The organism is Nitrosomonas ureae, assembly GCF_900108305.1.
GTDB lineage: Bacteria > Pseudomonadota > Gammaproteobacteria > Burkholderiales > Nitrosomonadaceae > Nitrosomonas > Nitrosomonas ureae_B.
Map to the genome: position 1 here is coordinate 35390 of NZ_FNUX01000007.1, position 13829 is coordinate 49218.

Here is a 13829-nt window from a genome sequence, read left to right on the forward strand (position 1 = left end):
ATGAAGGTCCAGCAAATATTACTTATCTCTATTAATCCAGAATCTGTACTTTTATCCACCTTAATTAAATATGGCATACTGACTCCAATTTGGTTGCAGGAGTATTCTGCATAATTTTAATCAGCAAAAGCCATAGACCGATAATCCTATTGAGGAGGACAGCTTGCTTTTTACACGTGACGATCACAAGATTAGTATCATTGGCGGCTTACTCCTGCTGGGATTAACATTATCAACCGGTATTGCTGTTTACAGTGCAATGCGGCAACAAATTGAATCCGTACTGGGGATAGGTTTACGTGTTGCGTTGCAAGGCAAGGCGCTTCTCGTAGAAAATCAGATTCAAAAAGGAATGGCGGATACACGCACTTTAGCCATTCGTCCGTTCTTGATTCAGTCCATGCAGGAACTCAATGCGCAACCAGAAAATAAAAGCGCATTGCACGATCTTGAGCGAAGTGTTAATTCACTCCCGGAGACAGGTTTTTCTGCCGCAGTTGTTTATGATGCAAAGGGCAATAAATTATCCCAAATCGGCCATTTTTCTGAAAATATAGCTCAGTCAATACCACTGCCGGAATACCATGACACATTCCTCATATGGGATAAGCAATTTATTTTGCGCACTCAGGTCGATATTACAGATCAGGAAAAGCGTCATATCGGCAGAATTGTGACAGAAATCAAACTACCACAAGTAACGCGCAGATTCAGCGAGATAAGATCCATTGGCAAAACCGGCGAGTTCATATTGTGCGCCCCTCCGGCCATCGATACACAGGCGATGGCTTGTTTGATCAGTCAAATTGACGGCGTAAAATTCACCCATCTGCGATATGCAAGCGAAGGGGGAATATTGCCAATAAATCTTGCGCTCAATGGCACAAGCGGCGTCATTGCGGTAAAAGATTATCGCCACATACCGGTAATCGAAGCATATGCGCCACTCCATGGTATTGGTCTAGGCATGGTTCTGAAGCTGGATCAGGAAGAATTATTCAATCCGATTAATGATCAATTAATGACTATCGTCCTTTATCTCGCTGGATTGATTATTGCTGAAATATTGCTATTGAATTGGTTTGTCCGCAAACTGATTAAATCCGAAAGAGAATCACGCGATGCCAAAGAAACCGCAGAACAGATTTCTATCGAACTAAGCCATAAGGAAATTGAGCTGCGTGAACGCTTGAAAGAAATTACCTGCCTGTATGAGATTCGCCGCAGCATCGGATCTGATTTGTCCGTCGACAAAGTTTGCCAGCAGATAATTGCACATCTGACTCCTGCCATGCAATATCCAGAACATGCTTCGGTAATCATCGAGCTCGATGGAAAGCGTATTTGTTCTACGACTTCGAATCAAGATTCGACACACGGATTAAGCTCAAAGATCAGTGTCAACGGGAAGATATGTGGCCAGCTAAGCGTTTTTTACCCCCAGGACAAACCTTTTCTGATTCTGGAAGAACAAAAGCTTATCGATGCGATTACCAGTGATCTGGCACGATGGCTGGAACGTAAACAAGTCGATGAGTTACTGCATGAGCGCCTTAAAGAGATCACTTGCCTTTATGAAATTCGCCGCGGCATCGGCATGGAATCATCGATAGACAACGTTTGCCAGAATATTTTTGAACATCTGATACCGGCTATGCAATTTCCCGAAATTGCAAGTGCCGTAATCGAACTCAATGGCTGGAGATTTACCATAGGGAAATTTGACCCGGAAGTTGGGCATCGATTACAGTCAAAAGCCAAAATCACTCATAGGAAAACCAATTATTGGCGCACAGAACGAGATCCTGCGTGTACCTGCAGCTCCATGATTCGTGTTAATGGCAAAGTGTGCGGTCAAATACGAGTTTATTACCCGGCAGATCACCCCCATATGGTGGTGGAAGAGCAGAAACTCGTTAACGCGATCGCCAGCGACTTGGAAAGCTGGCTGGAACGCAAACGATTGGAACAAGCCCTGGTGTTCGTAGCTGAAGAACAAGCACATACAATAGGACAGGAGTTGCATGATAATCTAGGGCAGCAAATAGCCGCTATCGGCTATCAAGCCAGGGCGCTGGAGAAGCAAATCATTGCCGCAGGAAACACCAGCATGGCAACAGTTGCCGCTTCCATTGCCTCACAAGCACAAATCTCGGTAATACACATCAAGCAACTGGCGCAAGGACTGCTTCCGTTTGAAATAGAAGCCAATGGCGTGATTGCCGCACTACAAGCGCTAGCGAATAGAATAGCAACGACTTACAGCATATCTTGCGTATTTTCATGCAAAAGTAACATTATTATTCATGATGATACCCTGGCGCTTAATCTGTATCGAATTGCCCAGGAAGCCGCCAACAATGCAATTCGCCATGGCAAGGCGCAACACATCGCTATATCCTTATCTTCAAATGAAGGACTACTGTGCTTGTCAATTTCCGATGACGGCGGCGGATTTATTGAAACGAGTGAGACCTCGCAAACAACCTCCGGAATGGGTATAAAAATAATGCAATATCGTGCCAAGCAATTAGGTGCAAAATTGGATTTTCTCCCACGCTCCGAAGGTGGCACGGAAGTTCGTTTAGAAATGCGGATGGCCTAAAATGTCTACAAATAAAATAAAAATAATGTTAGTGGATGACCATGCCATGCTAAGGCATGGCATGGCGATGATGATCAACATGGAATCCGATATGGAAGTAATTGCCGAAGCTGGTGATGGCAACGAGGCATTGGCAATACTGAAGAAAAATGAACCTGTCGATATTGTTTTATTGGATGTCACGCTTAAAACCGTATCCGGTTTTGAAGTGATTAAAAGTATGCATGCGCTGATACCTACACTTCCCGTCCTATTTGTCTCCATGCATGATGAATCAATGTATGCCGAACGCGCTTTACGCGCCGGCGCGCGCGGCTATGTGATGAAACAAGAACCAGGCGAAATATTGCTGGCGGCGATTCATGAAGTACTCAAGGGTAACGTTTATTTAAGCAAGCAAATGCACGAGAAATTGTTGAAACGCATCGCATCGGGTCACTCCGAGCCCGAGCAGCTTATCAATACACTTACTCCCAGTGAATTTGAAATACTCCACTTGATCGGACAAGGACATAGCAGTCAAGAAATTGCAAAATTGCTTTGCCGCAGCATCAAAACAATCGAGACGCATCGCTTCAATATCCGGATCAAACTACATTTAAAAGATGGCGCCGACTTAATCCGCTACGCCACGCGTTGGATTTCTGAAGAGCACTAAACTGACATGGTTTAATAAATCCGCATAGTCCAGTTATGAGAAAATAGCTTTAGCTGGAGGAAGAAATGGTAACGAGAAAGCAATACACAAAGAAATACAAATTTGATGCAATCAACCTGGTATTGGATCAGGGGCATACGACGGCAGAAGTATCTCGAAGCCTGGAAATCAATACGATATGCCGAGGAAGTAACGGATATTGGCACATGCGTTCAGCAGCGCCGTTTTGACCTCCGGGGTAAACATTAACAAGCCGCAATTGGCAGCCTTGGTGAGTTGATTGAGATTATTCACCAGTCTCGAATGACTCAGCTCGCCAAGTAATTGGCTCAAAAATTTATGATCTTTAACCGGATGTTTGTTATGGGTGCGACGCTTAGCTCGGTTTTCATCAAATACACGCTCTCGGATATATCCGCCTAATAGCAATCCGGCGGCTTCGCACTCAAGCGTGGCACGCTCTTCCGGGGTCAGGCGCAAACCAGTAACATAAGCCCACCAAACTTATATAATCAAACAAGCTCGCTAAACACGAATAAACAGATGATTTACGTGTTTTTTATATCCGATAGAATACAGTAACACCCTTTACAATCTAGTCAAATATGTAGTAGCCCATCCTGTACTGCTTTTTACTTGGAGAGTCATTGTAATGGCCCGACACAAAATCAAAGCTGACGTGGCAATAAAACCACAAAACCTATGTCAACAATGTACCGCCTGAACGATGACCATCGCTTTGGCAGCCATGCATGCTCCTTTTTCGTATTGAACCAAGTCTAAAAGAAACAGTATATTTTAAGTTAAAATGAAAATCGTCGACAACATCAATCACCTGCTTGATAAAAACCAAGCTTACATAGCTCACGTCCGCACAACGGATAAAGAAAAGCAAACTCTCGCCATTCATTTACAAGAAGTGGCTGATATCACCAAGAAATTAGCCAGTAAAATCAATGTTGCCGAAGCAGGCGAGTTGATAGGACTGTTACACGATTTCGGTAAATACAGTACCGCTTTTCAAAACTACATCCAGTCCGGTACCGGATTACTCAATCCTGATATGGATGCTAATTACGTTGATGTCATTGCCCTGAAAGGTAAAATAGATCATTCCACGGCAGGTGCGCAATTGATATGGGAAGCATTGAGTAAATTCGGCAAAAATGGCGAAGGCAAATTATGCGGTCAAATACTTGGGTTGTGTGTTGCATCGCATCACAGCGGTTTAATTGATTGCTTAACACCGGAAGGTGTCAATGGCTTTAATCTGCGCATAAGCAAAGATGATGAACGAGTGCACCTAACTGAATGTAAGCAAAATACTGATGCACATATTCTGGAACAAGCCAAAAATCTGATCGACAAACAATTGGTGTTATCCATGTGCAAACAGATAAGACTACTCATCAAAAATGAACAGCATGAGCAAGCCATATCTGAAGCCATTAAATGTTTTTATATCGGTTTTTGGACGCGGTTTTTATTCAGTATGTCGACATCAAATTAAGGAGGTCAATTGATCATTAATCAACCAGCCTACAATGACGAAATCGATAATTTTTTTTATGCACACTCGACAGAACGAAGTGATAAAAGTGACTGGCAACATTTACAAAACCACCTTGTAAATGTTGGAGAACTAGCCGAGGGTTTTGCAGAAACTTTTAAGTGTGCTGAATATGGCAAAGCTGCTGGTTTATTGCATGATTTAGGCAAATATACGGTAGAGTTTCAACAGCGGCTTGAAGGTAAGCATCCAAGAATCGATCATGCCACATGGGGCGCGAAAATCGCGTTTGAAAAATATGACGATTTCGGATTTTTCATCGCTTATGCAATCGCTGGACACCATGCTGGACTTGCAAATGGTGATTACCGGACGGATCAAAAGCTCACCCCTTTAACAGAACGCTGTAATAAAACTGACTTGCCTATTCTAAAATTGGCATGGATAGATGAAATTGCACAGAAATTGCCCAGAAAATTATCAGTCCCGCCGTTAAAGCCCAAAAAAGGCTTTGTCTGTTTTCAACAGACTTTTTTATCTCGCATGATTCTTTCCTGCTTGGTTGATGCCGATCGACTGGATACGGAAGTGTTTTGCAATCGTGTTGCAGGGCTACCGTTGGCATCACGGGGGCAATATCCCAGCTTGGCGCAACTGAAAACGAATTTTGATAAATCATTACAATCACTTAAATGCGATAAGGATATAAATCTAAAACGCGCAAGCATTTTGTCGGCGGTACGTCATAACGCTAAAACGCTTGAACCTGGTTTATTTAGCTTAACTGTTCCAACGGGCGGCGGTAAAACCTTGGCATCTATGGCTTTTGCCCTTGATCATGCCGAAACATATCAAAAACGGCGCATCATTTATGTCATCCCTTTTACCAGCATTATTGAACAAAATGCTGCCGTATTTCGTGAGCAGTTTGGAAAGGAATATCAGGATGCCATCATTGAACATCACAGCGCGTTTAATGATCCCGCCCTTGAAAGTAACGTAAAACAGCCTGACAGCAAAACAAAGTTAAAAATGGCGATGGAAAACTGGGATGCACCTGTGATAGTTACCACCGTCGTGCAGTTCATGGAATCGCTTTTCTCTAATCGCCCCAGCGATTGCCGTAAATTACACCGTATAGTCAATAGTGTGGTGATTTTAGATGAAGCACAAACCTTACCTATGTACTTACTGCGCCCTTGTATGGCTGCTCTTGATGAATTGGCAAAAAATTATGGTTGCTCAATTGTATTGTGTACCGCCACACAACCTGCATTTAAGGAAGAAGATGGTTTTTCGGGCGGTCTGCAAAATGTACGCGAATTAGCCGTATCTGACAGTATTAATCCCAAACAGCTTTACGAGCAGTTTCAACGTGTTTCGGTAAAGCATATAGGCATGTTAGATGATGCCCAAGTCATTGCCAATTTACGCGACAAACAGCAAGTATTGTGTATCGTCAACAATAGAAAACAGGCACAAGAACTGTATCAAGGTATCGCGGATTTAACAGGTTCGTTTCATTTATCAACGTATATGTGTGCGGTACACCGAAAATTGCTGCTCGCAAAAATTCGTTTGGCATTAAAGCAGGGCAAAACCTGTCGCGTGGTATCCACCTCGTTGATAGAAGCGGGGGTAGATGTTGATTTTCCTTTTGTCATGCGTAGTGATGCGGGCTTAGATTCCATTGCTCAAGCGGCTGGGCGTTGTAACCGTGAGGGTAAACGTAAAACTGACGAAAGCCCCGTATGGATATTTACCGCCAAAGACCACGCCCCACCACCCGAACTTAAAACATACTCAGACAAAATGAAAGAAACCCTCAGCCTTCATACTTTTAGCAGTGACCCGTTAGGATTAGAGGCTATTCAAGATTATTTTGAGCGCGTTTATTGGCATAAAGAAACAGGGCAAACCAGTGAGCTAGATAAACACAACATTTTAGGAGTCATACGAGACAGCAAGCTTCAAAACCTGCCTTTTGATTGGATTGCACAAAAGTTTAAAGTCATTAGCAACACCATGAAAACAGTCATCGTACGCTATGATCAAACGGCGGTTGATGGTATCAAACAATTGTATGAACTACCTGATTACATGAGTGTTGGACAGATCGCAAGAACTTTGCAGGTTTATACCATTTCTGTGCCGCAGCATTTAGCAGGGGAGTTAATCAAGCTAAGAGCATTACAATACGTTCAGTCCAAAAGATTCGGTGAACAATTTTTAGTGCTGGAAAGTGACAATTTATATACAGATACCGTTGGCTTCAATCTCGAAGCTAACCCGTTAATAATGAACGGAGAAGACTGTGTTTGGTGATAAAAATGCATAAATTGGAGTGAAAAACAAATGACGAAAGGCATTATTTTAAAAGTCTGGGGCGACAATGCCTGTTTTACCCGACCTGAAATGAAAGTAGAGCGTGTTTCTTATGATGTCATTACACCGTCAGCAGCACGCGGCATTATTGAAGCGATACATTGGAAACCAGCGATTCGTTGGGTAATAGACCGTATTCATGTGTTAGAGCCGATTTGTTTTGAAAACATAAAACGTAATGAAGTGGCGGACATTATAAAACCAAGTAATGTGAAGGCTGCTATGAAAAGCGGCAATCTTGGCAAGCTGACTTATCACGTTGATGACGGCGATAATCGTCAACAACGCGCTGCCATTATTCTTAAAAAAGTGTGCTACATCATTGAAGCCCATTTTGAATTCACGGAACAGGCTGGTGTTGATGATAATGCGGGCAAACACATTGAAATATTCAAGCGCAGAGCCAGTAAGGGACAGTGTTTTCAACAACCCTGTTTAGGAAATCGAGAGTTTAGTGCGTCATTTGAATTACTGGATAGCCTAGCTGATATTCCCATCTGTCACGAACAACTCAAAGGAGAACGCGATTTAGGCTGGATGTTATGGGATATAGATTTTACTAACGGCATGACACCGCGCTTTTTTAGAGCAAACATGATTAACGGCATCATTACCATACCCTCAATGTTGGAGATTTTGTCATGATTCTTCAATCATTGAATGCGTATTACGATAGGCTCTTTACAACCAAACAAGGTGTTCTTCCTCCTTACGGTTGGAGTTGGGAAAAAATTAGTTACTGTATCGCGCTGAATGCGGACGGCTCAATTCATCATATTGAGGATTTACGCATTCCTTATGCAGTGAAAAAAAAGACAATTTACACGCCGAGATCATTGATGATTCCTATGCTCGAAGGAAGAACATCAGGTGTGAAAGCTAATTATCTATGGGATAACTCAGCCTATACATTAGGTCTCTCAGAAAAACCTAATGACTTGGACAAAAAATATGAAGATTTTTGGGCTAAGGTAAGTACTTTTGACAGCACCAATTCAAAGGCATTAAAAGCTTTGCAAAAATTTCCAACGTTCTGGAATGACAATAAGCAAAATTACCACGAAGAAACAAAAGAAGCTTTAGATGCTAATTTTGTTTTTAGACTACTTGACGATGGAAATAAGTACATCCATGACTGTGAGGAGTTTAAAAAACAATGGGCAATCGTACTTTCTAACTATCTTAATAAACTTTCCGATGGACAATGCCTTATTGAGGGAGAAACTGCAAAAATAGCTGAGCTACATAGTTCAATTAAAGGCGTAGATAACGCACAATCGTCTGGCGCGTTAATCGTATCGTTTAACAAAGATTCTTTTGAATCCTATGGTTTGAAAAAAGGCAAAAATGCCAGTGTCGGCACGAATGCCGCGTTCAAATATGTCACAGTCCTAAATTATCTGCTACGCAAAGACAATACCAACAAACAACGCTTAAAAATTGGTGATGCGGTGACTATTTTTTGGGCAGAATCGGCTGATAGCACTGATGCTGAAATGGCAGAAAGCTTTATGTCGGAAGCAATCAATCCTACTGATGGACAAGAAACAGCAAGTTTAGCTAGTTTATTACAACAAGTTTCACAAGGTATTCCACTGCAAACCCTCCGCCCAAGCCTTAATCCAGCAACTAAATTTTATATTTTGGGTTTATCGCCTAATGCTGCGCGTATATCGATACGATTTTGGTATGTGTCCACACTCGATGAAATGACGCAACGTATAGCACAGCATTACCATGATTTGCATCTTGAACCACAATGGGGGAATGGACTGCCAGAAATTTGGAAATTAACCTATGCTACCGCGCCTATTTATAATGGAAAAACAAAAGCTGATGAAATTTCCCCTCAATTAGCGGGTGGACTGGCACGCGCAATTTTCACGGGACAAAACTATCCACAAAGTCTGTTAGCACAAGTGCTACTGCGTATACGTTCAGATGGCGTAGTGAATTCCATACGAGTATCGTTGTGTAAAGCCGTTATCAATCGTCAAATCCGTTTAAAACAATTGACCAACACAAAGGAGTTATCTATGAGTCTGGATGTAGAAGAAAAAAATGTCGCCTATCGAATGGGACGGCTTTTTGCGGTACTAGAAAGCATACAAAAGCAGGCGTTAGGCAAGGACATCAATGCCACCATACGCGATCGTTACTGGGGAGCAGCTTCCGCCACACCCGCTTTAGTATTTCCCATGCTGATACGCAATGCCATGAATCATCTCGCAAAAATAAGAAAGGATAACACTGATAAAAAACATTTGGCATCATTTTTCGACTGGCAAATAAGAGATATTGAAAATGATATGCCGACTTCATGGCCGCGTAATTTGAATCTTCAAGATCAAGGACGTTTCGCTATTGGTTATTACCATCAACGCTACACTCGGAAAATAAAAGATAAAGCGGGCAAGGAAATTGAAAACCTTGTAGCTGTACATGATGATGAAGACCAAACACTAAGCCAAGCGAGTGAAGACTAGCTCGAAAACAAAACACACACGACTCAATTTCAAAGGAATATCTCACATGACCATAATTAACAACCGCTACGAATTTGTTTTACTGTTTGACGTTAAAAACGGCAACCCCAATGGTGATCCCGATGCTGGCAATATGCCACGTTTAGACCCTGAAACTAACCAGGGCTTAGTCACCGATGTTTGTTTAAAACGCAAGATTCGTAATTTTGTAGAGTTAACACAAGCAGATAAACCGGGTTACGCAATTTATATGCAGGAAAAAGCCGTGTTAAATAACCTGAACAAAAAAGCGTATGAAGCACAAGATTTGAAACCAGTAGCAAAAAAATTACCCCTTGATGCGGATAAAGCAAAAGCCTTGACACAATTCATGTGCAACCACTTTTTCGATATTCGTACATTTGGCGCAGTAATGACCACAGAGATAAATACAGGTACTGTTCGTGGTCCTATACAAATGGCCTTTGCACGTTCAATTGATCCGGTTTTTCCTCAAGAAATTTCCATAACCCGCATGACGGTCACTAACGAAAAAGACGCAGAAAAAGAACGCACAATGGGCCGTAAACATATTATTCCTTATGGTTTATATCGCGCTCATGGATTTGTTTCAGCCGCACTTGCTGAGAAAACAGGCTTCACAGAACAGGATTTGCAAATTTTATGGGACTCACTGGCGCAAATTTTTGAACATGACCATTCAGCCGCGCGTGGCGAAATGGCAACGCAAAAACTCATTGTTTTTAAACATGCAGATAAATTAGGCAATGCACCATCACATAAGCTGTTTGACCTCATCAAGATTGATCGTGTCAATCCAGATGATATTCCACCGCGCAGTTTTAGTGATTATGTCGTCAACATCAATCGAGCTGATTTACCACAAGCCGTTGAGATTATAGAAATAATATAACCACAAATACTGTCATTTTATTTATCTCCGTTGTGGGTGCTAAATTGAGCCATGCAAACCCTAGAACCCATCTACCTATCACGCTTGCAGCATTATCTATATTGCCCGCGTCAATTCGCTTTAATTGAACTGGAAAATATCTGGATAGAAAACCAATTTACGGCAGAAGGTCAGGTATTGCATCAACGCGTAAATCAGGCTGATCAGCAAAAACGCGGTGCAGTGCGTACCGCGCGAGCGTTGCGCTTGGCTAACGCAGAACTACGCATCGAAGGCGTAGCCGATGTGGTGGAATACCATCAACAAGCAGACGGCACAGAAATCCCCTTCCCCATCGAATACAAACGTGGCAAACCCAAAGCGCATCGCGCCGATGAGGTGCAATTGTGCGCACAAGCACTTTGTTTGGAAGAAATGCACGGTGTTGCAATACCGGAAGGCGCATTGTTTTATGGCGAAGTACGTCGGCGGCACCCGGTAATTTTTGATGCTGAACTACGCAATTTAACGCTACAAACCATCTTAGCCTGCCGAGACATCGTACAAACCAACATTACTCCTCATGCAATCTACCAAGCAAGAAAATGTAACGGTTGCTCGCTAATCGATCAATGCCATCCCAAAGATTTTGGCAAATCGGCATCTGCCTGGCTGGCAGAACAGTTAAAAAAGGATTAAATATGCGTCCATTACGCAACGTAATTTATGTTCAAACGCAAAACGCCTGGTTGCATAAAGACAACGAGAATTTGGTTTTAAAAGTGTATAAGGAAACTAAAGCACGCGTACCTATTCATAAATTACAGGGTTTAGTGTGTTTTGGGCAAGTAACTATTTCACCTTACTTGATGGCGCATTGTGCAGAAAATGGCATAACCATTACTTTTTTAAATATGTTCGGCAAATATCTAGCTCGCGTTGAAGGTCCCGTAAGCGGTAATGTGCTGTTACGTAGAACGCAACATATAACCGGGCACAATGTGGAAAAGAGTGTTGCCATTGCCCAGACCATGCTAACCGGGAAATTGTATAACCAGCGCTATGTGATTAGAAGATATCTGCGTGATCACAGTGAACAAATTATCGACGACAAAATACTTGCTGACTTACAAATCGCTGAAAAACGCTTGACTCGCTGTTTAACACAGCTTATCGATTGCAAAACTATTGATACTTTGATGGGGCGGGAAGGTGAAGCGGCGCAAGTATATTTTGGCGTGTTTAACCATTTAATACGACAAGCTGATTTCGAGTTTGACTCCCGCAGACGCCGACCACCAACTGATCCTGTAAATGCTTTGCTGTCGTTTTTCTACACCTTGCTCACCCATGATTGTCGCTCTGCCTTGGAAACAACCGGATTAGATCCTGCCAGTGGATTTTTGCATCAACTACGTAGCGGCAGACCGTCATTAGCTTTAGATATGGCGGAAGAATTTCGGCCTATGGTTGATAGGTTTGTATTATCACTAATTAACAAGCGACAAGTAGTGTCTAAGGATTTTGAGACTTGGCCCAACAGATCAGTGACATTGAAAGATGAACCTCGAAAAAAATTGTTGGCGGCTTGGCAAGACCGTAAGCAAGATAACTTATTTCATCCGTGGTTTGAAGAAACGGTTCCGATTGGCTTACTTCCTTGGTTACAAGCTCAAATCTTAGCGCGTTTCTTGCGGGGTGACTGCGACAGCTATGTGCCTTTTCTGTGGAAATAGATTAGAGGTTTTCAGATGATGATTTTAGTAACTTACGATGTCAGCTTTAAAATCGATACCGGGCCAAAACGTTTACGCAGGATTGCAAAATTATGCCTAAACTACGGCCAGAGAGTACAGTATTCAGTATTTGAAATAGAGGTTGATATGGCACAATGGACAAAGCTAAAAAATGAACTAATCGACGTTATTGATGAAGAATTCGATAGCTTAAGATTTTACTACCTGGGAAATAACTGGGAACGGCGTGTTGAACATATTGGCGCTAAAACAGTATTAGATTTAAATGGCTTGATATTACTGTAATGCGAATCCTAAGCGAGCATAAAAGGATCAATATTTTTGCATTCATTAAGATAATGATTTTTCTTATTTTTTATTTCAGCAGTAAATAATTTATAATACTTTTCGCAAATGCGTCCATTGATTCGCAATTTATTGGTTCTTTAACCAATGATTCCAATCAATTAAGCATACGCTGTCGCGCCCCACGTGGGCGCGTGGATTGAAACTCCAAAAGTAACGCCTGAAATAGAGGCGGTGAAGTCGCGCCCCACGTGGGCGCGTGGATTGAAACACCGATAGACGCACCAAACATGCCCATAGTGGCTGTCGCGCCCCACGTGGGCGCGTGGATTGAAACGGGTGTGGAGCATCCGGTATTGATGTTGTACATGGTCGCGCCCCACGTGGGCGCGTGGATTGAAACTTGACTATTACGCCATTCTTTATCGTTAAACTCGTCGCGCCCCACGTGGGCGCGTGGATTGAAACGGCATTCAGTGATTATAAGCCTAATTTGCTGAAGTCGCGCCCCACGTGGGCGCGTGGATTGAAACAGAACTTTTTTGGAGCGGTAGTTGCTGCAAGGCGTCGCGCCCCACGTGGGCGCGTGGATTGAAACCGCCGGCGTCGAATCGCGTCATCTCATCGATGAAGTCGCGCCCCACGTGGGCGCGTGGATTGAAACTGAATACGGTTAAAAACGTATTTTGGCCGGGTGGTCGCGCCCCACGTGGGCGCGTGGATTGAAACAGATATCGGACTCACCTTGATTTCTATGGACGACGTCGCGCCCCACGTGGGCGCGTGGATTGAAACATCACACCGAAACATCTGAGCCAATTCGAGGCAGTCGCGCCCCACGTGGGCGCGTGGATTGAAACTAATGAGAATCGAACGATTCGATATGTTTTAACAGTCGCGCCCCACGTGGGCGCGTGGATTGAAACACCACTCCTTGTTTCCCGTGGACTTGTCAGAGTCGTCGCGCCCCACGTGGGCGCGTGGATTGAAACATCAGTTATTAATTCAACCATATCGGTTGTCAGCGCAGTGGTGTACGACATGACACGGAAGGTAAAAAAACCACTCTTTGCTTTAACTTCCGCAGCTATTCATGCCTACTTCGTTATAGTTCGATGTTTCGTCACTTTACCCATCTGCTCGAAGAAGCCTTCTGAAGTAATTCAATGGCAAATTGGGTTAGGTGCATTCTAAAAGTTTGATGTATTACAGAAAAATTAAGAATTCAGAGGTCAAGAGAATATAAAATAC

12 protein-coding genes and 1 CRISPR repeat array are annotated in these 13829 nt (G+C 42.9%); of the genes, 11 read left to right on the forward strand and 1 reads right to left on the reverse strand.

Translation table 11 applies throughout. The annotated features are described in order from the left end of the window. Positions 1-163: 163 nt before the first annotated feature. The 3 genes from C4S39_RS05795 to C4S39_RS15125 all read left to right on the forward strand — a co-directional run bounded on the left by C4S39_RS05795 (position 164) and on the right by C4S39_RS15125 (position 3493). Complete coding sequence (locus C4S39_RS05795; RefSeq protein ID WP_258039306.1) at positions 164-2605, forward strand: sensor histidine kinase; 2442 nt, start codon at positions 164-166, stop codon at positions 2603-2605. Between the two features lies 1 nt (position 2606). After that, positions 2607-3263, forward strand: a complete 657-nt coding sequence (locus C4S39_RS05800; protein ID WP_103966099.1) for a response regulator — start codon at positions 2607-2609, stop codon at positions 3261-3263. A 65-nt stretch (positions 3264-3328) separates the two neighbouring features. Next, positions 3329-3493 (forward strand): transposase, encoded by a 165-nt coding sequence (locus C4S39_RS15125; RefSeq protein WP_374953015.1) that lies wholly within the window; start codon positions 3329-3331, stop codon positions 3491-3493. On the opposite strand, the gene C4S39_RS05805 is transcribed toward C4S39_RS15125, so the two are convergent. Further along, entirely contained in the window at positions 3432-3743 is a 312-nt protein-coding gene (locus C4S39_RS05805; RefSeq protein ID WP_103966100.1) for a hypothetical protein, read from the reverse strand. The genes C4S39_RS15125 and C4S39_RS05805 overlap by 62 nt on opposite strands. A gap of 328 nt (positions 3744-4071) precedes the next feature. Between C4S39_RS05805 and C4S39_RS05810 the strand changes: the two genes are divergently transcribed. From C4S39_RS05810 to cas2, 8 genes are read left to right on the forward strand one after another with little or no spacing between them, the layout of a single operon-like run. After that, on the forward strand, positions 4072-4773 hold the full coding sequence (locus C4S39_RS05810) for a CRISPR-associated endonuclease Cas3'' (RefSeq protein WP_219817918.1): 702 nt from the start codon (positions 4072-4074) through the stop codon (positions 4771-4773). 9 nt (positions 4774-4782) lie between these two features. Beyond that, a complete protein-coding gene (gene cas3, locus C4S39_RS05815; protein WP_219817919.1) occupies positions 4783-7098 on the forward strand; it encodes a CRISPR-associated helicase Cas3' in 2316 nt (771 codons plus the stop codon). A 30-nt stretch (positions 7099-7128) separates the two neighbouring features. Further along, positions 7129-7803, forward strand: a complete 675-nt coding sequence (cas5c, locus tag C4S39_RS05820; RefSeq protein ID WP_103966101.1) for a type I-C CRISPR-associated protein Cas5c — start codon at positions 7129-7131, stop codon at positions 7801-7803. Next, positions 7800-9644, forward strand: a complete 1845-nt coding sequence (cas8c, locus tag C4S39_RS05825) for a type I-C CRISPR-associated protein Cas8c/Csd1 (protein ID WP_103966102.1) — start codon at positions 7800-7802, stop codon at positions 9642-9644. Before cas5c ends, cas8c begins: the two co-directional genes overlap by 4 nt. Positions 9645-9690: 46 nt before the next feature. Beyond that, complete coding sequence (gene cas7c / locus C4S39_RS05830; protein ID WP_103966103.1) at positions 9691-10557, forward strand: type I-C CRISPR-associated protein Cas7/Csd2; 867 nt, start codon at positions 9691-9693, stop codon at positions 10555-10557. Between the two features lie 51 nt (positions 10558-10608). Next, positions 10609-11235, forward strand: a complete 627-nt coding sequence (cas4, locus tag C4S39_RS05835) for a CRISPR-associated protein Cas4 (protein WP_103966104.1) — start codon at positions 10609-10611, stop codon at positions 11233-11235. 2 nt (positions 11236-11237) lie between these two features. Continuing rightward, complete coding sequence (gene cas1c / locus C4S39_RS05840; protein ID WP_103966105.1) at positions 11238-12272, forward strand: type I-C CRISPR-associated endonuclease Cas1c; 1035 nt, start codon at positions 11238-11240, stop codon at positions 12270-12272. Positions 12273-12287: 15 nt separating this feature from the next. Then, positions 12288-12578: a CRISPR-associated endonuclease Cas2 gene (gene cas2, locus C4S39_RS05845; RefSeq protein ID WP_103966106.1), complete on the forward strand. Its 291-nt coding sequence runs from the start codon at positions 12288-12290 to the stop codon at positions 12576-12578. Positions 12579-12752: 174 nt separating this feature from the next. After that, positions 12753-13570: direct repeats of the CRISPR family, unit length 32 nt; unit sequence GTCGCGCCCCACGTGGGCGCGTGGATTGAAAC. The last annotated feature ends 259 nt before the right edge of the window (positions 13571-13829 follow it).